Consider the following 20532-nt stretch of genomic DNA (forward strand, 5'->3'; position numbering starts at 1 on the left):
AATTAACACAATTTGTTTTTTATATAAGTGTCCTTTTTAATTTTACATTTCAGGTTATGGTTGCCATCAAATTTGGTGTTTGTTGTTGGTAATTCAATATCAGTGCTATCTTTTTCATTTCAACTTCAAAATTATTTGTTTTATTTAATCTATAATTGTTAGTATCATCATGTTCAAAAGTTAGTAATTCTGTTCCTTGTGCTTTAATTCTAATTGTTTTATTGGGTATATTAATCATTCAGGTATAAAAATTTAAACCCGAAGTATCTATTTTTGTTCCATAAGTATTTGTTATTTTTTGAAAGTCTTTTTGTTTAATTATGTTATTTACAAGCTCTGCATTAAACTCTAAACTAAAAATTTTTACATTTTTTAAATTTGGTAATTGTTTATCTATATTTGCATTTATATTTTCTTCTGTTCTTATCTCAACTTTTAAAAGGTCATGGTCTTGCCTTTCTGTTAAAAATCTTATTTTTTCTAAGTTTCTAATTTCAAAGTTATAAATTTTATCACTTTGTCTTTTATTTCTAATTAGTTGCGATGTTGCTTTGTCATTATTAATGTTTTGGGGAACAGTAAAAATGTTATTGAAACTAATAATTATCATTGTAAATATTTTCATAAACATTTTTATCACTCCTTTTTAAAATATTTTGTTTTTCATTATTCTTTTAGCTTTAATCTTTTTTCTTTTTTAATATAAAGCGAATTAAGCAGTTTACTATTTCTGTTATGGTTACTCATACTAATGAATAACCTATAATCATTAACTTACCAATTGCTCCAAAATTTTTAATAAATTGTTGCAAATTTTCAATATCTGTATGTAATAATAAAACTATACTTAAAGATATGAATATAATGTAATTAAGTATTATTCATCAATATTTTTTTAAAGAATTAATGAGTTTGTTTGATTTCATTTTTCAAGGCTCTTTTTGCTTTAATTTTCTGAATAATAAAGCGGATTAATTTTTCAAATTTAAGTGCAAAATATATCGATCCACCTCATCAGAAAATAAATATTCCTGCGAGCATAATGCCACTATTAAATTTGCCAAAGAATTTAACCATCTCTTCATTCATAAATTTATTAAATTCTTTACTTGTTCCGGTTATTCATTTAGTATCGATTGCTGTTAATGCACAAATTAATAAGCTTATAAAAATGAAAATGATACTTAATGCTACCTTTAACCACTGTTTTTTAAAAGAATTTTTAATTCTTAATTTTAACGGCAATTTTTCTTTTGAATTATCTTTTTTGCCAAATTGTAAAGTTAAGTACAACTAAATTATTTTTCTAACCAAATATTCGATTGGCGAAAGATAATTTAGTATTTTTCTTGGTCTTTGGTTTAAAGACAATATAAATTTATGAACTGCATTTTTAGTAGTGTTTGAAAAATTAAATTTTTTAGGAAATTTTTCTCTAATTAAACCATTAGTATTTTCATTAGTACCTCTTTGTCAAGGTGAATATGCATCAGCAAAATAAATTTTCACATTTAAATTTTTTTCAAGTTGTTGTCAATTAGCAAATTCTTTACCCCTATCAAATGTTATAGTCTTAACAAGATTATTTGGAAGAATTGATAAATAATGACTAATATTTTTGTTAATAACTTTAGTAGTTCTATTTTCAACTAATATTGCTAAAGTAAATCTTGATGTTCTTTCAACTAAAGTTATTAAACATGATTTACTTTTACCTCGTGATGATACTACAGTATCACCTTCTCAATGGCCAAGAGTTATGCGATTATTAACATTTCGTTCTTTAATGGATTTACCATTAAATTTACCCCGATTTTCTTGAGATTTTCGTTTCTTACCTTTTCTTCTTAAATTTTTACTAGTAACCTTTTCAAGTAATCCAGAATAAATTCAATTGTAAATTGTTTTAAAACTAATAATTCATTCTTGATGAAAATTTTTAATTCTGCCATAAATTTGTTCAGGCGATCAACCTAATAATAATTTTTGTTGTACATATTTTACTAATTCTCTATTTTTAAATTTATGAAAATAAACATGTAATTGTTTTCTATTTTCTGCTTTATTTTGTGCAATTAATGAAAAATAATGATTATTATCTTTATTTCTATTAACTTCTCGATTAATAGTACTAATACTTCGATTAAGATTTTTAGCTATTTCACTAATTTTTACTTTAAATTTCAATTGATTCTCAATATAAATTCTTTCATCTATGCCAAGATGTTTGTATCCCATATAAAAACTCCTTAAATTTACTTTTTCTAAAATAAACTTAGCATCATGAAATTTTTATATGAAATCTTTTGCAATTTTATTTACTTGCACTTACAAGTATAATTCAGCTTTTAAATAATTTTCTTAAAAGTTTTTTCATTTTAATTCTCCTTTCATATTTTTTACCGTCCTTTAATCACAATAAATAAAGCAATAAGTACACAAGTAACACCAAGAATGGTAAAGATTGGATGTTGAGAAAATGTCCGAGCCATTGGTTTAAATAGTTCTAAAATTTTTAAATTGCTAGTAATAAATTTTTGGAAATTGGTAAGGCCTTCGCTAATATAGTTAGTTAAAGTTTCAAAATGACTACCAGCTAAAAGTCCAAGAACAGTTATTAAGATAAAAATAATAATTAGTTTAAACATTGTTAGTTACCTTGTTTTGTTTTTTTATTTCTTTGTTTTCAATTAATTTTATTTGGATTTATTGGTTGTATTTGTTTTTTAGCTTTTCCTCACGCACTTAAACGACCACTATTTTTAATGGCATATTGGCGTTGTTTTTCTAAATTAACTTGTTGACTACCAAAACCTAGAATAATTGCCATAAGAAATTCTACAGCCAGCGTTAAGAATAAAGGAAATATTAGTTGAATATTCGTTCCTGGCACCTCTAAACTTCAAATTAAGTCAAAAACTTTATAAAGCATTTGAGCTAGAAAGTCGGCCATTTTTGCGAGATTTTCCATTTTTTATTATTCCTTTTCTTTCATTTTTCTTAAAAATTTGCTAAATTTATCCATTTTTAAGTATTCTAAATCTTCTAAATCAATTGCTGTGTCAGTATAGTGTTTATCTTCATAGTCAGGATTTACTTTTGAATTTAAGTAATCTCTTAAAAACGCTAGGTAAAAAGAATTGTAAGTGTTTAATATTGGTAGAGGAATTTTTAGTTTAAAAAAATAAATATCAAGTTCAGGAATATCACGATATTTAATGCGACGACCCTTTTTACTATTTTTAGCATCAATTAAGGTGTTTCGTTAGCGTTCATATTCTTCAATGCTCGTAAAGGTACCATAAATGACTTTTAAGTAGGGATGAAAAATATTAACGGGTTTTTTGCGAATGCCCACAATCACATTATTGGCAATATCACGAACTTTAACTCATATATGTTTGTCTCTTTGACCACTAGCGAGCACAATATGACCAAAATGTCGTGCCAGAGCGAAATATTCTTGAATACCGGTTTCTTCGTTTTTGGTATTATTTTTTTCTCAATCAGTTCCTTCTAAGAATAAATTGGTTTCATCTCACAAAAGTAAGGTTTTATCTGGTAATACCGGGTAATCAAAGTCTAATAATCCCATATGTCCTAAACTTAATTTTTGGGTTTCTAGTAATGGAAAGGTTGATGCGATATGATATTTCTTCTTTTTTAGTAATTTTGAGGCATACACTAGAAAAGCAGTTTTTCCAGTTCCTAATGAACCAATAACAATATTTAATGGTGAGTTTTTTAAGAAATTAATAACTTTGTTAATTTGTGTTAAATTACCGATTTTAAAAAGGAAAATTAAAATACAACCCGCTAAAAATAAATAGCTCACAATGTTTTTAAAATAACCGTTGTAAATATATCAAATTGCTCCTCAATGTCATAAAATTAAAAATGAGGTGCGATTTAATTCAATAAAATGGTTATTTTTTTCTATTATTCATTTGCAAAATTTCATCTTGCACCTCACTTTATTTTTTTATTAGCGTACTGCTCCAAATAGTTTTTCAAACATTTTAAAGCAAATAAAGAATATTGCCAAAATAAATGGAAAAATGAAGATTCAATAGTCAGCAAAGAAGTTACCAACTTGTGGCATATTAACAGCAATAATTTCTCACATTTTAGTAAAAGCCGTTATAATTGCATTTCATAATTTAGTCATCGCGTCACTAGCTGTTATTTTTTCTACTGTTACTGGTGCATCGGTCAATAAAGTTCCAATCATATAATCACCCCCTTTCTTTAATGTAACTTCTTGACATTAATTTCGCTTCTATCTAAATATTGATATGGTTTTTCAAAGTAACATTAGAATAAATCACACCATAATCGCTGTTAAAAATCAAAAAGCAATGTTTGCTATTAAGAGTCAAAGTGGTGCTTCTATTAATTTAATTTCTTTACCACCAGTAATGTGAGCGGGGATGGTTGTAATTTGAATAAATAAATCTCAGAAAGTTTGTTTAATTTGTTCTCAATTAAATTCTTTTAAGTTTATTGTCATTTTTTATCTCCCAAAAATCATTTTTATTGGTAAATACATAATTGAAATTAATGCGAAAAGAAAAGTAATGATAATAATTAATCCGGCAATAAAGGCAACTTGTGCAGGCATTTTTTCTATCGGAACAAACAGTTTTAAGAATTCCATAATAATTTCTCAAAACATTATTTTTTATCCGCGTTATTTTCTTTTGAATTAGGAGCTTTAACTCATTCTTCAAAGCGAGCAATAAATACTTTTTCGTCTTTTGTAAAATTACCAGTATTATTTTTAATGGCATTTTTATATTTAATTCGCATTTTTATTTTGGCATAAATTTTATAAGCAAAATATGCTAATAACATTATGCAAATAATAGTAAATATTATTCCAATCGCAATATTCATTTTTAAACTCCTTTAAAATAGTTATAATTTGTATCTTTTTTGTTGTTTTCTTTTTCGGCAATGAAGAAATTTAATAATTCTTGTCCTTTAATTCACTTGGTTTCTTGCTTTTGTTGATTAACTGAAATTACTTGATATTTACTATCTTTTATTATTCCGATGCAAATAGAATTTTCATATTTTCCTTTATAAACAAATCGCTTTGGAAACCAAATGCCGATTTGTTCATTAAATCACGGAATTTTTGGTGCTTTAATAAACATTGCGTTTTGTGTTTCTTTTAAAAGATATTTTTTAGTATTTAAGAAAATGTTTTCAATGTTTTTCATAATAAATTACCTTTCTTATGAATAAACTAAGTTATATTAACTAAGTTAGTTAACTTAGTTTTTTAAACACTTATATATCGAAGATTTAAGTGTTTAACAAGCTTTGTTAGTAAATTTTGTTTTTTTAATTAGACAAAGATTTTAATAATTTTAAACTTAATATATCCCTATATAGAAATTTCTACACTTTAATATCCGCATCCTACCCTTGGAACTAATTTAATAGCGTGTATATTTTTAGGAAATCCACCCATTCATTTTTTTATTGCAAAACGAAACAAATTGCTATAGCTAATAGGATGTTATCTATTAACTGGTAAACTTCTTTTGGTTATGGCGACCACCCACAATTTATCGTGCTTTAATACATACCAACATTATTAACTCACTTGTATTTAATTTTCAAAGAACAAATTTTTAACATCTTATAAAATAAAAAGACAATCATTGCTGACTGTCTTAATACTTATTCAAATCTTTTCCCACCTAACAAAACTTTATGCGTCCAACAAGAAAAAGCAGAACAAGAAAGAAAAAAAAGAAGTAAAGAAAAAAGACAGCAATTATTAACTGAATAATTACTTAAATTTAATGATGGATTAAAAGGATTTCTTTTTGCTAATAAAAAGGATAATAATTTGAGTACATTGTGTTAATATTTAACTAAGTAATTCTAGTAATAGTTTTACTTAATGCTTACGCATATTGAAAGAGTTGAGAAAATATGTGTATTAAATTTTTGGAGGAAACAATTTAATTGTTTCCTTTTTAGTTGTATTGGTAAATTTTTCAAGGTCTTTTAAGTATGATATAATATCTTTGGAGATTTTTTATTATAATGAATTCAGGAATTTTACTAATTGATAAACCTACTGAGATGACATCGCATCAAGTAGTATCTTATCTTAAAAAAAAGTTTAAATATTATAAAGTTGGTCATGCCGGAACTTTAGACCCTCTAGCTACTGGTGTACTAATAATTTTGGTCAATCAAGCGACAAAGATTTCTTCATTATTATTGAACGAAACGAAAGAGTATTTAGTAACAATGCAATTTAATATTTTAACTAATAGTGGTGATATTACTGGTAATGTTATTGCTAATGATAATAAGTTAATTACGAAAGAGCAATTTCTTAATTGTTTAAAGTTTTTTCCGTTATCATACAATCAAATACCACCTAAATATTCGGCGATTAAGTTTCAAGGGAAAAAACTTTATGAATATGCTCGTAAGGATCAAGAAGTATTATTAGCAAAACGACTTGTGAAGTTAGATTATTTAGAGTTAGTAAGTTTTGATTTTCCTTATGTTTCCCTAAAAGTTAAATGTTCAAAAGGAACATATATTCGTAGTTTAGTAGTAGATATTGCTAAAACTTTAAATACGATAGCAACAGTAAAAAAATTGCAAAGAATAGCTAGTGGTGCATATAAGATTAGTAATTGTTGCGAACTTGATAAAATTCAAGAACAAAATATGATTTCATTATCAAATGTATTACAAGACTATATGCCACTTATTAATATTAAGGAAACAAAAGATATTAAAAATGGTAAGGCTATTCAATTAAAAGAGATTGAAAGTGATACTGTGTTGTTAACTGATAATAATCAAATCCCATTAGCAATATATGTTAAGGGACTAGATAATAAATATTATTGTAAAAAAGGATTATGAAATGATGAAAATAATTAATACTATTGATGAAAAACAGCAATTTTCAAATAAACAAGTAGCGTGTTTAGGATTTTTTGATGGGCTTCATATTGGACATCAGTTATTAACTCAAACAGTATTAAAGGAAGCTAAAGAAAATAATTATCAATCACTATTTTTTACTTTTTCAATCGCACCAAAGAAAATAATTCTACAACAACAATATGATGACTTGCTTGATATGGATGATAAGCAAAAATTAGTTTCATTAATGGGATTTGATAATTTTGTTATTTTTCCATTTAATGATAATACAAGAAAATGATCAATTGAACAGTTTATTTTTTATCTTAAACAATTGAATATTGATATTATCGTTGTTGGTGATGATTTTCGTTTTGCAAATTTTGGTTTGGGAAATATTAGTCATTTGCAGAAAAATTTTTCTAAAGTAATTGTTGTTAATAAAGTTTTAATTAATAATGATATTCGGGTATCAACAACATATATTCGTCAGTTACTACAAAAAAAACAAATTGTTAGTGCTAATAAGTTATTATTGCAACCTTATAATATTAAAGGTATTGTTGTTAAAGGTAATAAATTAGGTAATAAAATTCAATTTCCAACAGCAAATATTCATTTAAATGATAATTTTTCAATATTAAATGAGGGTGTCTATATTACTAATGTTAGTTTAGATAATAAAAACTATCAAGCAATTTCTTGTATTATTAGAATTGATAATGTTTTAAAATGTGAATCATATATTCTTAATTTTAATAATAATATTTATGGTGTAAAAATTAAAATTTCCTTTTTAAAGTATTTACGAGATAATGTTGCTGTTAAAAGTTTAGAACATTTAAAACAGTTAATTAGCGAAGATTACAGCAAAACCCTTGAATATTTTCGTAAAATAGGTTAATATTTATGCGAATACGACTATTACAAGTTTTTAAAATACCTTCTATTTTATTAATTGGTTTTAGTTAAGTTTATAATTATTGGAGGATTTATTAAATGGCAATTACAGCTGAGGATAAAAAACAAATTATTGCTAAATTTGGGAGAAAAGAAAAAGATACGGGTTCAGCAGAAGTACAAATAGCACTTTTAACAGAGAAAATTATTAATTTAACGGCACATTTAAAAGTACATCGTAAAGATGTTATTACTGAACGAAGTTTAGTAAGAAAAGTATCACAAAGACGAAATATGTTAGATTACTTAAAAGATCATGATATTAATCGTTATCGTAAAATAATTGAACAATTAAAACTAAGAAAATAATAAATTGAAATTATTAAGAAAGAGAATTAGATGCTGATTCTTTTTCTTTTTATAAGATATTAAGGGTTGATATGATGAAAAAAACAAAATATTCAAAATGGCAATTATATTGACAATTGTTTTATGTTTTTTTGAAAATATCTTTTTTTGTTTTTGGTGGCGGTAATGCCGTAATGCCTTTAATTAAAAATGAAGTTGTAGTTAAGAAGCGATGAATAACTGAGGATGAATTTAATCATTTATTAATTTTAGCAAATACTATTCCTGGACCAAGCATTTTTCAAGTATCAGCTTCTGTTGGTTATAAAATAGCTGGTATTACTGGAGCACTATTAGCATCGTTTGTTGCATACTTGCCTAATATGATTGCTTTTATTTTTCTTGCAACTTTACTATTTAAATATATGCCAAATTGTAAAGTTAAGTGCAACTAAATTATTTTTCTAACCAAATATTCGATTGGCGAAAGATAATTTAGTATTTTTCTTGGTCTTTGGTTTAAAGACAATATAAATTTATGAACTGCATTTTTAGTAGTGTTTGAAAAATTAAATTTTTTAGGAAATTTTTCTCTAATTAAACCATTAGTATTTTCATTAGTACCTCTTTGTCAAGGTGAATATGCATCAGCAAAATAAATTTTCACATTTAAATTTTTTTCAAGTTGTTGTCAATTAGCAAATTCTTTACCCCTATCAAATGTTATAGTCTTAACAAGATTATTTGGAAGAATTGATAAATAATGACTAATATTTTTGTTAATAACTTTAGTAGTTCTATTTTCAACTAATATTGCTAAAGTAAATCTTGATGTTCTTTCAACTAAAGTTATTAAACATGATTTACTTTTACCTCGTGATGATACTACAGTATCACCTTCTCAATGGCCAAGAGTTATGCGATTATTAACATTTCGTTCTTTAATGGATTTACCATTAAATTTACCCCGATTTTCTTGAGATTTTCGTTTCTTACCTTTTCTTCTTAAATTTTTACTAGTAACCTTTTCAAGTAATCCAGAATAAATTCAATTGTAAATTGTTTTAAAACTAATAATTCATTCTTGATGAAAATTTTTAATTCTGCCATAAATTTGTTCAGGCGATCAACCTAATAATAATTTTTGTTGTACATATTTTACTAATTCTCTATTTTTAAATTTATGAAAATAAACATGTAATTGTTTTCTATTTTCTGCTTTATTTTGTGCAATTAATGAAAAATAATGATTATTATCTTTATTTCTATTAACTTCTCGATTAATAGTACTAATACTTCGATTAAGATTTTTAGCTATTTCACTAATTTTTACTTTAAATTTCAATTGATTCTCAATATAAATTCTTTCAATTAATTTAGCAATCTTACCAGTTATTTTAGCATTGCTAGCGAAAATGATTTTTAAAATGTTAAGAAATAGTATGAAGGAATTATCTTTAACTATTAGTATCCCAATTATTTTCTTATGTGTGGGATATCTTGCTTTAACATGATAACTGAATTTGTGGTATTTAAACTTTCCCGCAGTTGTTATTATTATTTCTTGTTTGGTTACTATTCTTTATAATTATCTGCGGTTAAGACAAAAACATAAACCGAAAAAGAAACGAGGTAAAAAATAATGTTAATTTTGTTATTTTTTATTGGTGTTTTGATAATTGGTTTAGTAACTTTTGGGGGTGGTCAAGCTTTTTTTGCTTTATTTAAGTATTATTTTTTAGATATTTTAAATCGTGTTGGTGATACATTACTTATTAGTTCTCCTGAATTGGAACTGATTTTTGGTTTAACAAATGCAACACCTGGACCTTTTGCAACAAAAATTACAGGTTTTTTAGCAACAATAACCTGAAATGTAAAATTAAAAAGGACACTTATATAAAAAACAAATTGTGTTAATTCTATAATTAAGAAAAGAAAGGAATTAGCACAATGTATAAGTATCTGACTATTGAATCAATAATAGCAATAAAAGAATATAAAAGTTATGGATTTTCTATTCGTAAAATAGCAAAAGCAATTGATTATAGTAAATCAACTGTACACAGAGTTTGTAAATTATTAAATCAAAACTTATTACCATTAGAAATATTGAATCAAGTTCAAAAAAATAAACAAAATGCAGGTAGAAAATTAATAATTTTAACTTTAACAGAAATTAATACTATCAATCATTTGTTAATTACTAAAAATTATGCTCTTGATATAATTGCTGATTTTTTAAAGAAAAATAAAATAAAAAATATTTCAACAAAAACTTTATATAACATGTTTAAAACAAATCGAATGGGTTTTGATGAAAAAAATTTATTGAGAAAAGGCAAAAATAAACCTCATAAACAAAAAGAAACTAGGGGCAGAATTAATAATTGTAAATCTATTCATGAAAGAAATTTAATCATTCCAAATATTAAAAATATACAAGAATTTGGCCATTTAGAGGGAGATACTATCGTTGGTAAAGAACATAAAAGTTCTATTATTACTTTAGCTGATATATGATCAAAAACCACAATTCCTTTGAAAACTAAAAATCATAAAGCAGAAAGTATTACACAAAGTATAATAAAATTTATTTCAAAATTAATACCAGGAACAATTAAAACTATTACTTTTGATCGTGGTAAAGAATTTAGTAAATGAAAATTAATTGAAAAAAATTGTAATGTTAAAATTTATTTTGCAGATGCCGGCAAACCTTGTCAAAGAGGTTTAAATGAGAACAATAATGGTATTTTAAGAAGATATTTACCAAAATCTACTGATTTATCTTCATATAAACAAAAAGACTTAAATTCTATAGCATTTCAAATTAATTCTACACCCAGAAAATCATTATCTTATAAAAGACCAATAGATTTAATACAATTATTTTAAAAAACTGTCCCATTTATATTTACAATTCAGGAAATATTAAAAATATACAAGAATTTGGCCATTTAGAGGGAGATACTATCGTTGGTAAAGATCATAAAAGTTCTATTATTACTTTAGCTGATATATGATCAAAACCCACAATTCCTTTGAAAACTAAAAATCATAAAGCAGAAAGTATTACACAAAGTATAATAAAATTTATTTCAAAATTAATACCAGGAACAATTAAAACTATTACTTTTGATCGTGGTAAAGAATTTAGTAAATGAAAATTAATTGAAAAAAATTGTAATGTTAAAATTTATTTTGCAGATGCCGGAAAACCTTGTCAAAGAGGTTTAAATGAGAACAATAATGGTATTTTAAGAAGATATTTACCAAAATCTACTGATTTATCTTCATATAAACAAAAAGACTTAAATTCTATAGAATTTCAAATTAATTCTACACCCAGAAAATCATTATCTTATAAAAGACCAATAGATTTAATACAATTATTTTAAAAAACTGTCCCATTTATATTTACAATTCAGGTATTTATAAAATAATGAAACCAGTAACGATTGCAATTTTAATTTGAGTAGTTATTGGTCTAATTAGTAATATTTTTTTAGATAGTAATTTTTCATGGATTTATGAAAAAAGTACTAAAACTATTCAAGTAATGCTTTATTTAGTAATTAGTTTTATTATTAGTTTTGTTTGCTTGTATCGTTTTAAAGTTAATTTATTTTTATTAATATCTTTTTTTTGGTGGTTTTGGGTTTTTATATTTTTATTTTATTGTCCAAAATTAGTTAATAAATAATCATAATTTAACTTTTAATATTGCAAAAGAGTATTGCCAGTTTAGTGTTGACATTAATTGTTGCAGTTTTTATGTGTTAATAATTTGTTAATAATTTGTTAGTAATTTGTTATATAATTTAATATATTCGGTATAAAAGGAGGAACAAGGATGCGTGAAGGTATTACATTACGTTGTGAAATTTGTAAAGAAGAAAATTATATTGATAAGAAAAATAAAAAGTTGCATCCCGAACGAGTAGAATTCAATAAATATTGTTCGCGTTGTAACGCAAAAACAATGCATAAAGAAAAGAAATAATCCTTTTCTTTTTTTTATATTTGCCAAATTGTAAAGTTAAGTGCAACTAAATTATTTTTCTAACCAAATATTCGATTGGCGAAAGATAATTTAGTATTTTTCTTGGTCTTTGGTTTAAAGACAATATAAATTTATGAACTGCATTTTTAGTAGTGTTTGAAAAATTAAATTTTTTAGGAAATTTTTCTCTAATTAAACCATTAGTATTTTCATTAGTACCTCTTTGTCAAGGTAAATATGCATCAGCAAAATAAATTTTCACATTTAAATTTTTTTCAAGTTGTTGTCAATTAGCAAATTCTTTACCCCTATCAAATGTTATAGTCTTAACAAGATTATTTGGAAGAATTGATAAATAATGACTAATATTTTTGTTAATAACTTTAGTAGTTCTATTTTCAACTAATATTGCTAAAGTAAATCTTGATGTTCTTTCAACTAAAGTTATTAAACATGATTTACTTTTACCTCGTGATGATACTACAGTATCACCTTCTCAATGGCCAAGAGTTATGCGATTATTAACATTTCGTTCTTTAATGGATTTACCATTAAATTTACCCCGATTTTCTTGAGATTTTCGTTTCTTACCTTTTCTTCTTAAATTTTTACTAGTAACCTTTTCAAGTAATCCAGAATAAATTCAATTGTAAATTGTTTTAAAACTAATAATTCATTCTTGATGAAAATTTTTAATTCTGCCATAAATTTGTTCAGGCGATCAACCTAATAATAATTTTTGTTGTACATATTTTACTAATTCTCTATTTTTAAATTTATGAAAATAAACATGTAATTGTTTTCTATTTTCTGCTTTATTTTGTGCAATTAATGAAAAATAATGATTATTATCTTTATTTCTATTAACTTCTCGATTAATAGTACTAATACTTCGATTAAGATTTTTAGCTATTTTACTAATTTTTACTTTAAATTTCAATTGATTCTCAATATAAATTCTTTCATCTATGCCAAGATGTTTGTATCCCATATAAAAACTCCTTAAATTTACTTTTTCTAAAATAAACTTAGCATCATGAAATTTTTATATGAAATCTTTTGCAATTTTATTTACTTGCACTTACAAGTATAATTCAGCATTTAATTTATTAATACGAAAGGATAAATATTATGCAACATAAAATTGTTAAAAAACTATTAAAAGAACAAAAAGTTGATGCTTTATTAATTACATCTGATTATAATCGTTTGTGATATACAACATTTTCTTCAACAGCAGGATATTTATTAGTTACTAAAGAAAAGTCGTTTTTAATTTTAGATGGACGTTATATTGAAGATGGAAAAATGCAAGCAAAAAATATTGATAACATTATTTTAATGGAAAATATTTATGAACAATTAAATGAATTAATTAAGAAATATAACATTATAACATTAGGCTTTGAAAGCGAATATACTTCATATGCTTTATTTACAACTTGAAGTGAAAAATTAGCGGTTTCATTAAAAGCTGTATTAGTAAATAAAATCCGTATGATTAAAACTAAGGATGAAATTAAAAAATTAAAACAGGCTGCTAAGATCGGTGATAAAACATTTAAAGCAATTATTAAAAAAGTAAAGCCTAATATGACTGAAAAGCGATTAGAAAGAATTATTATTGATAATTTCCTTAAATTTGGTGGTGAAAAACCGAGTTTTGATTGCATTGTAGCATCAGGCGTTCGTTCATCGTTACCCCACGGTAGGGCTACTAATAAAGTAATAAATAATAATGAAATTATCACTTGTGATTTTGGTGTTATTTATCAAGGATTGTGTTCTGATATGACAAGAACTTTTGTTATTGGTAATAAACTAGATAAAAAATTGGAAGATATTTATAAGATTGTTTTAGAAGCTCAAGATTTAGGAATTAAGGCGATTGCTCCTGGAATATCATCAGGTACAATTGACAAAATATGTCGTGAATATATTACTAAAAAAGGTTATGGTAAATATTTTACTCATAGTACTGGTCATGGTTTAGGCATTGAAGTTCATGAATATCCATATATAACCAATAATTCGGATATTATTTTAGAAGTAGGAATGGTAATTACTGTTGAACCAGGAATTTATATTCCTCAATTAGGTGGTGTTAGAATTGAAGATGATATTTTAGTAACTAAGAAAGGTTATGAAATATTAACTAAGTCTTCAAGAGATTTAATATTTGTAAAATAATTTATGTTAAAAAAATGATAAAATAAACTTAATAGGAGGTAGATAATATTGAATAATAGAAGAAAAATAGTTTTAGTTGGTTGTGGAGCAGTAGGCTCATCATTCTTGTATTCTTGCATTAATACTGGTTTAGCATCAGAATATGTTTTAATTGATGCTTTTCAAGATGTTGCCCACGGTAATAGATTAGACTTTGAAGATACTTTAGCATGACAAGAAAGACCCTTTCATAAAGTAACAAACGGTTCGTATCTTGATTGTAAAGATGCTGATATTATTGTTGTTACCGCAGGTCGTCCGCAAAAACCTGATGAAACAAGACTAGATTTAGTAGTTGATAATGCTAAAATAATTAGTAATATTATGAAAGAAATTAAAAATTCTGGATTTGGCGGTATTGTAATTATTGCTTCTAATCCTGTTGATGTATTAACATTTGTTGCTCAAAAAGTTAGTGGTTTTGCTACAAATCGTATTTTTGGATCAGGAACAATTCTTGATTCTTCACGATTAATGTTTGCTTTAGGAGAACATTTTAAAATTTCACCAACATCGGTGACCGCATATATTGCTGGTGAACACGGTGATTCATCTGTTGCATTATACTCCAAAGCAATTGTTGGTGCTGAAAATTTAATGACTTTAAAGAAAAACCAGTTAATTAATGATGAAACATTAAAATCAATTCATAAATTAGTTATTCAAAAAGCTTATGAAATAATTAAATTAAAAAAAGCTACTCATTATGGAATTGGTGTTTGTTTAGCAAGAATTGTTAAAGCAGTTTTAAATGATGAACAAGTGATTTTACCTGTTGGTGCTTATTTAAACGGTGAATATCACCAAAAAGATATTTATACAGGTATTCCCGCAGTCATAGGAAGTAATGGCATTGAAAGAGTAGTACAATTGGATATTAGTGAACAAGAACAAGAACAATTTAATAGTTCTTGTGATGCTTTAAGAAAAGTTATTACTGTGGCTATTGAAGCTATTAATTAGTAAGGAAGACATAATTTTAAGGAGTTATAGTAATGCCTAAAAATTTAGAAAATGTTGTAGAAATCTTTGATGGTAATGTTGATTTAGTTATATCAGCATTAAGCGAAGGAAAAACAATTATTATGGCTGTTAATAAAGGACCATTAGCAAATAAATCAATTGAAACCGGTTATTCAGAATTTTTTGATGCGCAAGTAGAATTTAAAGAAGATAAAGAAAATGCTGGTACTTGTGCTTGTGGTGAACCAGCTGATTGTTTAGTTTATATGTGAAGAGAGAATAAATAGAATTTTTAAAAGCATAAGACTGCAAGGATTGCAAATTGAGATTTAGTTTAATTGAAATAAGTATTTAATAAAAACTGTAAAACTTTCAAGTTTTACAGTTTTTTCTATTTATTAATTTTATTTCAAAAATAACAAATTTAAAAGAAGTTAAGAAAAATCATTTTTATTGAAAGTTTGAGAAATATTTTATAATTAAATTTCAAATTAAAAAGATTAACAGACTGAAATTTGGTGAGAGAAGTGTTGATAGTTTAATTTGCTTTTGATTAATTTAAATATCTTTGCATACATATAATGTCAATTATATTAATAAAAAATAAAAATGAGGGTAAAAAATTGAAAAAATTATTTAGTTTATTAGGAGTAATAATTTTAAGCGTAACTATTTTAAGTATTGTTGTTTCTTGCAATAATGACAATAAATCAAAAGAAATTGAAAAAGGAATTTATAGTATTAGTTCAATTGAATCACCAACAAAGATTATTGCTAAAAATCCTTTCAAAGTTGATTTAACTGAAGTAAAAAATGTATTAAAACCACAAGTTTTTAAAGAACTTACAAAAATTAATAATGCTTTAACTGAAAATGATTTTGATATCGGAGTTTGAATTTTTGTAAATGATAAGATTATTACACAACCTTATGATTTAACAACTTCAAAATTTGCAAAAATTAGAATTATTGGATACAGAAAATTAGAATTATTGGATACAGAAAAATAAATGGTATATTAACTAATTTAATACCAGTTAATTTACCAATTGCAACAACTAGTTAATTATTTGCCAAATTGTAAAGTTAAGTGCAATTAAATTATTTTTCTAACCAAATATTCGATTGGCGAAAGATAATTTAATATTTTTCTTGGTCTTTGGTTTAAAGACAATATAAATTTATGAACTGCATTTTTAGTAGTGTTTGAAAAATTAAATTTTTTAGGAAATTTTTCTCTAATTAAACCATTAGTATTTTCATTAGTGCCTCTTTGTCAAGGTGAATATGCATCAGCAAAATAAATTTTCACATTTAAATTTTTTTCAAGTTGTTGTCAATTAGCAAATTCTTTACCCCTATCAAATGTTATAGTCTTAACAAGATTATTTGGAAGAATTGATAAATAATGACTAATATTTTTGTTAATAACTTTAGTAGTTCTATTTTCAACTAATATTGCTAAAGTAAATCTTGATGTTCTTTCAACTAAAGTTATTAAACATGATTTGCTTTTACCTCGTGATGATACTACAGTATCACCTTCTCAATGGCCAAGAGTTATGCGATTATTAACATTTCGTTCTTTAATGGATTTACCATTAAATTTACCCCGATTTTCTTGAGATTTTGGTTTCTTACCTTTTCTTCTTAAATTTTTACTAGTAACCTTTTCAAGTAATCCAGAATAAATTCAATTGTAAATTGTTTTAAAACTAATAATTCATTCTTGATGAAAATTTTTAATTCTGCCATAAATTTGTTCAGGCGATCAACCTAATAATAATTTTTGTTGTACATATTTTACTAATTCTCTATTTTTAAATTTATGAAAATAAACATGTAATTGTTTTCTATTTTCTGCTTTATTTTGTGCAATTAATGAAAAATAATGATTATTATCTTTATTTCTATTAACTTCTCGATTAATAGTACTAATACTTCGATTAAGATTTTTAGCTATTTCACTAATTTTTACTTTAAATTTCAATTGATTCTCAATATAAATTCTTTCATCTATGCCAAGATGTTTGTATCCCATATAAAAACTCCTTAAATTTACTTTTTCTAAAATAAACTTAGCATCATGAAATTTTTATATGAAATCTTTTGCAATTTTATTTACTTGCACTTACAAGTATAATTCAGCATTTATAAAAATATATTGTGATTTCTTAATGAACGATAGGTAGGGTAAATTCTCTGCGGTTTTATTTTTGTGGTATAATTATTTCTGATTTGAAAAAAATAATAGTTTTATTAAAACTATTTAGAGGTGGTAGTAATGAGATTTCAAGATATTGGTTTAAGTAATGAAGTGTTAGCAACAATTGATTCATTAAAATTTGTTGCTCCAACAAATATTCAAAAGAAAATGTTGCCTTTAATGGTTAAGGGACAAAATGTTATTGTTAGTGCCAATACAGGAACTGGGAAAACTGTTGGTTATTTATTAGCAATTTTAAGTAAAATTAATCCAACGATTAACAAGACGCAAGCAATTATAATTGTACCAACAAGAGAGTTAGCGGTGCAAATATATAATGTTAGTCAAAAATTTATTAAAAATAATCCTAATTTAAAAATTGCTAATTTAATTGGTGGTCAAGATTTAGAGCAACAAAAGCAAAAGTTTAATACTAATTATCCGCATTTAGTTATTGGAACACCAACAAGATTAAAGCGAATGATTGATGAACAAGCGTTAGCTTTAACTACTAGTAAGATGGTTGTTTTGGATGAAGTGGATATGGTTTTTGATTTAGATTTTGTTAATGAAGTAGATTTTTTATTATCGAAACTTGCTTCAAATACACAATTTATGGTATTTTCAGCAACTATTAATAATGAATTACAAAATTTTTTAAAGAAATATTTAAAAAATACGACAATTTTTGATTTAAGTGATTATAAAATTCAAACAAATATTGAACATTTTTTAGTTAAAACCCGATATCGTAATCGGATTGAAATTTTGAAAAATCTTTTAACAACAGTTGATCCATTTTTATGTTTAATTTTTGTTAATAAAAAAGAAGATATGGACCAAGTTCTTGATTTGTTACAAGAACAAAATATTAAAGTCGGACAAATTCATAGTAGTTTAAAATCGCGTGAACGCATTAAAATGTTAAAACGAATTAATAATCTTGAATTTAAATTTGTTGTTTGCTCTGATATTGCTTCAAGAGGTATTGATTTACCAGGAGTTTCACATATTATTTCATTAAATTTACCGTATGATTTAACATATTATTTTCATCGTGCAGGAAGAACAGGTAGAGGAAAATATCATGGATATTCTTATTTATTTTATGATTCGTCAGATGAAGAGGGAATTGCATATTTAACTAAAAAGGGAATTAATTTTACATTATGAAATGAAAAAGTTAAGAAACCAACAAAGAAGGTTATTAAAAATATTCCCCAAGCGTCAGTAAATGATTTACAAAAAGTTATTTCAAAGTTTCACTCTCAACCAATTAAACCAGGTTATAAAAAACAAAGAAAAGAAGAAGTTAAAAAAGTTATTCAAAAATATCGTAAGAAAAGTTTTAAGAAGTAAGGTTATTCGCCTTACTTCTTAGGACGCATAAAGTTTTGTTAGGTAGGAAAATATTTGAATAAGTATTAAGACAGTCAGCAATGATTGTCTTTTTATTTTATAAGGTGTTAAAAATTTGTTCTTTGAAAATTAAATACAAGTGAGTTAATAATGTTGGTATGTATTAAAGCACGATAAATTGTGGGTGGTCGCCATAACCAAAAGAAGTTTACCAGTTAATAGATAACATCCTATTAGCTATAGCAATTTGTTTCGTTTTGCAATAAAAAAATGAATGGGTGGATTTCCTAAAAATATACACGCTATTAAATTAGTTCCAAGGGTAGGATGCGGACATTAAAGTGTAGAAATTTCTATATAGGGGTATACTAAGTTTAAAATTATTAAAATCTTTATCTAATTAAAAAAAACAAAATTTACTAACAAAGCTTGTTAAACACTTAAATCTGCGATATATAAGTGTTTAAAAAACTAAGTTAACTAAAACTAAGTTAATATAACTTAGTTTATTCATAAGAAAGGTAATTTATTATGAAAAACATTGAAAACATTTTCTTAAATACTAAAAAATATCTTTTAAAAGAAACACAAAACGCAATGCTTATTAAAGCACCAAAAATTCCGTGATTTAATGAACAAATCGGTATTTGGTTTCCAAAGCGATTTGTTTATAAAGGAAAATATGAAAATTCAATTTGCATTGGAATAATTAAAGATAGTAAATATCAAGTAATTTCAATTAATCAAAAAGAAAAAGAAACCAAATTAATTAAGGGACAAGAATTATTAGGTTTTTTCATTGCTGAAAAAGAAAACAACAAAAAAGATATAAATTATAACTATTTTAAAGGAGTTTAAAAATGAATATTGCGATTGGAATAATATTTATTATCATTTGCATAATGCTATTGGCATATTTTGCTTATAAAATTTATGCCAAAATAAAAATGCGAATTAAATATAAAAATGTCATTAAAAATAATACTGGTAATTTCACAAAAGACGAAAAAGTATTTATTGCTCGCTTTGAAGAATGAGTTAAAGCTCCTAATTCAAAAGAAAATAATGAGAATAAAAAATAATGTTTTGAGAAATTATTATGGAATTTTTAAAACTGTTTGTTCCGATAGAAAAAATGCCTGCACAGGTTGCGTTTATTGCCGGATTAATTATTATCATTACTTTTCTTTTCGCATTAATTTCAATTATGTATTTACCAATAAAAATGATTTTTGGGAGATAAAAAATGACAATAAACTTAAAAGAATTTAATTGAGAACAAATTAAACAAACTTTCTGAGATTTATTTATTCAAATTACAACTATTCCGGCTCACATTACTGGTGGTAAAGAAATTAAATTAACCGAAGCACCGCTTTGACTTTTAATAGCAAACATTGCTTTTTGATTCTTAACAGCGATTATGGCGTGATTTATTCTAATGCTACTTTGAAAAACGATATCAGTATTTAGATAGAGACAAAAATAATTTCAAGAAGTTACATTGTGATGCATTCCCAAAGAAATTCAAAATTAATTAGGAAAAAATACAATCGTGTTAAGGATAATCGTGGTTTTAACAAATTTAAGAAAAACTTTGAATATAAATGAT

28 protein-coding genes and 1 pseudogene are annotated in these 20532 nt (G+C 24.8%); 16 read left to right on the forward strand and 13 right to left on the reverse strand.

The genetic code is table 4. The annotated features are described in order from the left end of the window. Positions 1 to 19 precede the first annotated feature (19 nt). From AACK97_RS00285 to AACK97_RS00330, 10 genes are all read right to left on the reverse strand, one after another. Complete coding sequence (locus AACK97_RS00285; RefSeq protein ID WP_338967864.1) at positions 20 to 625, reverse strand: hypothetical protein; 606 nt, start codon at positions 623 to 625, stop codon at positions 20 to 22. 278 nt (positions 626 to 903) lie between these two features. Next, positions 904 to 1293 (reverse strand): hypothetical protein, encoded by a 390-nt coding sequence (locus AACK97_RS00290; RefSeq protein ID WP_338967866.1) that lies wholly within the window; start codon positions 1291 to 1293, stop codon positions 904 to 906. Next, a complete protein-coding gene (locus tag AACK97_RS00295) occupies positions 1294 to 2238 on the reverse strand; it encodes an IS30 family transposase (protein WP_338966716.1) in 945 nt (314 codons plus the stop codon). It lies immediately after the preceding gene. A gap of 161 nt (positions 2239 to 2399) precedes the next feature. Next, entirely contained in the window at positions 2400 to 2648 is a 249-nt protein-coding gene (locus AACK97_RS00300; RefSeq protein WP_338967867.1) for a hypothetical protein, read from the reverse strand. Positions 2649 to 2650: 2 nt separating this feature from the next. Then, positions 2651 to 2971 (reverse strand): hypothetical protein, encoded by a 321-nt coding sequence (locus AACK97_RS00305; RefSeq protein WP_338966750.1) that lies wholly within the window; start codon positions 2969 to 2971, stop codon positions 2651 to 2653. Positions 2972 to 3265: 294 nt separating this feature from the next. Next, positions 3266 to 3961, reverse strand: coding sequence for a hypothetical protein (locus AACK97_RS00310; protein WP_338967869.1), 696 nt, complete (start codon positions 3959 to 3961; stop codon positions 3266 to 3268). Positions 3962 to 3985: 24 nt separating this feature from the next. After that, on the reverse strand, positions 3986 to 4231 hold the full coding sequence (locus AACK97_RS00315; protein ID WP_338967870.1) for a hypothetical protein: 246 nt from the start codon (positions 4229 to 4231) through the stop codon (positions 3986 to 3988). A gap of 48 nt (positions 4232 to 4279) precedes the next feature. Next, positions 4280 to 4510, reverse strand: a complete 231-nt coding sequence (locus AACK97_RS00320) for a hypothetical protein (protein WP_338966754.1) — start codon at positions 4508 to 4510, stop codon at positions 4280 to 4282. Positions 4511 to 4674: 164 nt separating this feature from the next. Further along, entirely contained in the window at positions 4675 to 4896 is a 222-nt protein-coding gene (locus AACK97_RS00325) for a hypothetical protein (RefSeq protein WP_338967872.1), read from the reverse strand. Between the two features lie 2 nt (positions 4897 to 4898). Then, positions 4899 to 5225 (reverse strand): hypothetical protein, encoded by a 327-nt coding sequence (locus AACK97_RS00330; protein ID WP_338967874.1) that lies wholly within the window; start codon positions 5223 to 5225, stop codon positions 4899 to 4901. Positions 5226 to 6063: 838 nt separating this feature from the next. On the opposite strand from AACK97_RS00330, the gene truB reads away from it, so the two are divergent. From truB to AACK97_RS00350, 4 genes are all read left to right on the forward strand, one after another. Next, entirely contained in the window at positions 6064 to 6924 is an 861-nt protein-coding gene (gene truB, locus AACK97_RS00335) for a tRNA pseudouridine(55) synthase TruB (protein WP_338967876.1), read from the forward strand. Further along, positions 6908 to 7813 carry a riboflavin biosynthesis protein RibF gene (gene ribF / locus AACK97_RS00340; RefSeq protein WP_338967878.1) on the forward strand — a complete coding sequence of 302 codons (906 nt, stop codon included), beginning with the start codon at positions 6908 to 6910 and terminating at the stop codon, positions 7811 to 7813. Before truB ends, ribF begins: the two co-directional genes overlap by 17 nt. A gap of 95 nt (positions 7814 to 7908) precedes the next feature. Continuing rightward, positions 7909 to 8178, forward strand: a complete 270-nt coding sequence (gene rpsO / locus AACK97_RS00345; protein ID WP_338967879.1) for a 30S ribosomal protein S15 — start codon at positions 7909 to 7911, stop codon at positions 8176 to 8178. Between the two features lie 74 nt (positions 8179 to 8252). Then, a complete protein-coding gene (locus AACK97_RS00350; RefSeq protein WP_338967880.1) occupies positions 8253 to 8612 on the forward strand; it encodes a chromate transporter in 360 nt (119 codons plus the stop codon). Here AACK97_RS00350 and AACK97_RS00355 read toward each other — a convergent pair. Further along, the gene (locus AACK97_RS00355) at positions 8609 to 9502 is read right to left on the reverse strand and encodes an IS30 family transposase (RefSeq protein ID WP_338967881.1); all 894 of its coding nucleotides are present in this window, start codon (positions 9500 to 9502) and stop codon (positions 8609 to 8611) included. The genes AACK97_RS00350 and AACK97_RS00355 overlap by 4 nt on opposite strands. A gap of 297 nt (positions 9503 to 9799) precedes the next feature. Here AACK97_RS00355 and AACK97_RS00360 point away from each other — a divergent pair, with 297 nt between their 5' ends. From AACK97_RS00360 to rpmG, 4 genes and pseudogenes are all read left to right on the forward strand, one after another. Beyond that, on the forward strand, positions 9800 to 10060 hold the full coding sequence (locus AACK97_RS00360) for a chromate transporter (protein ID WP_338967882.1): 261 nt from the start codon (positions 9800 to 9802) through the stop codon (positions 10058 to 10060). Between the two features lie 50 nt (positions 10061 to 10110). Continuing rightward, positions 10111 to 11055 carry an IS30 family transposase gene (locus tag AACK97_RS00365; protein ID WP_338967883.1) on the forward strand — a complete coding sequence of 315 codons (945 nt, stop codon included), beginning with the start codon at positions 10111 to 10113 and terminating at the stop codon, positions 11053 to 11055. A 32-nt stretch (positions 11056 to 11087) separates the two neighbouring features. After that, a pseudogene (locus tag AACK97_RS00370) lies at positions 11088 to 11558 on the forward strand (IS30 family transposase); the annotation flags it as partial. A 455-nt stretch (positions 11559 to 12013) separates the two neighbouring features. After that, complete coding sequence (gene rpmG, locus AACK97_RS00375) at positions 12014 to 12163, forward strand: 50S ribosomal protein L33 (protein WP_215826806.1); 150 nt, start codon at positions 12014 to 12016, stop codon at positions 12161 to 12163. 46 nt (positions 12164 to 12209) lie between these two features. On the opposite strand, the gene AACK97_RS00380 is transcribed toward rpmG, so the two are convergent. Next, the gene (locus AACK97_RS00380) at positions 12210 to 13154 is read right to left on the reverse strand and encodes an IS30 family transposase (RefSeq protein WP_338967884.1); all 945 of its coding nucleotides are present in this window, start codon (positions 13152 to 13154) and stop codon (positions 12210 to 12212) included. A 140-nt stretch (positions 13155 to 13294) separates the two neighbouring features. Here AACK97_RS00380 and AACK97_RS00385 point away from each other — a divergent pair, with 140 nt between their 5' ends. The 4 genes from AACK97_RS00385 (at position 13295) to AACK97_RS00400 (ending at position 16365) form a co-directional block, all read left to right on the forward strand. Next, on the forward strand, positions 13295 to 14353 hold the full coding sequence (locus AACK97_RS00385) for a Xaa-Pro peptidase family protein (protein ID WP_338967885.1): 1059 nt from the start codon (positions 13295 to 13297) through the stop codon (positions 14351 to 14353). Between the two features lie 45 nt (positions 14354 to 14398). Further along, a complete protein-coding gene (locus tag AACK97_RS00390; RefSeq protein ID WP_375315773.1) occupies positions 14399 to 15355 on the forward strand; it encodes an L-lactate dehydrogenase in 957 nt (318 codons plus the stop codon). Between the two features lie 32 nt (positions 15356 to 15387). Further along, complete coding sequence (locus tag AACK97_RS00395; protein WP_338967888.1) at positions 15388 to 15642, forward strand: hypothetical protein; 255 nt, start codon at positions 15388 to 15390, stop codon at positions 15640 to 15642. A 336-nt stretch (positions 15643 to 15978) separates the two neighbouring features. Then, positions 15979 to 16365, forward strand: coding sequence for a Vmc-like lipoprotein signal peptide domain-containing protein (locus AACK97_RS00400; protein ID WP_338967890.1), 387 nt, complete (start codon positions 15979 to 15981; stop codon positions 16363 to 16365). Positions 16366 to 16451: 86 nt separating this feature from the next. Here AACK97_RS00400 and AACK97_RS00405 read toward each other — a convergent pair whose 3' ends face one another. Beyond that, entirely contained in the window at positions 16452 to 17396 is a 945-nt protein-coding gene (locus AACK97_RS00405) for an IS30 family transposase (RefSeq protein WP_338967892.1), read from the reverse strand. A 243-nt stretch (positions 17397 to 17639) separates the two neighbouring features. On the opposite strand from AACK97_RS00405, the gene AACK97_RS00410 reads away from it, so the two are divergent. The 4 genes from AACK97_RS00410 to AACK97_RS00425 all read left to right on the forward strand — a co-directional run bounded on the left by AACK97_RS00410 (position 17640) and on the right by AACK97_RS00425 (position 20397). Next, positions 17640 to 18920, forward strand: coding sequence for a DEAD/DEAH box helicase (locus tag AACK97_RS00410; RefSeq protein ID WP_338967893.1), 1281 nt, complete (start codon positions 17640 to 17642; stop codon positions 18918 to 18920). Positions 18921 to 19451: 531 nt separating this feature from the next. Then, positions 19452 to 19778 carry a hypothetical protein gene (locus AACK97_RS00415; RefSeq protein ID WP_338967894.1) on the forward strand — a complete coding sequence of 109 codons (327 nt, stop codon included), beginning with the start codon at positions 19452 to 19454 and terminating at the stop codon, positions 19776 to 19778. A gap of 2 nt (positions 19779 to 19780) precedes the next feature. Next, positions 19781 to 20002 carry a hypothetical protein gene (locus AACK97_RS00420; protein WP_338967895.1) on the forward strand — a complete coding sequence of 74 codons (222 nt, stop codon included), beginning with the start codon at positions 19781 to 19783 and terminating at the stop codon, positions 20000 to 20002. Between the two features lie 164 nt (positions 20003 to 20166). Further along, positions 20167 to 20397, forward strand: a complete 231-nt coding sequence (locus tag AACK97_RS00425; RefSeq protein ID WP_338967896.1) for a hypothetical protein — start codon at positions 20167 to 20169, stop codon at positions 20395 to 20397. Positions 20398 to 20532 lie beyond the last annotated feature (135 nt).

Origin of the sequence: Spiroplasma endosymbiont of Lonchoptera lutea (assembly GCF_964019715.1) — a bacterium.
Classification (GTDB): Bacteria; Bacillota_I; Bacilli_A; order Mycoplasmatales; family Nriv7; genus Nriv7.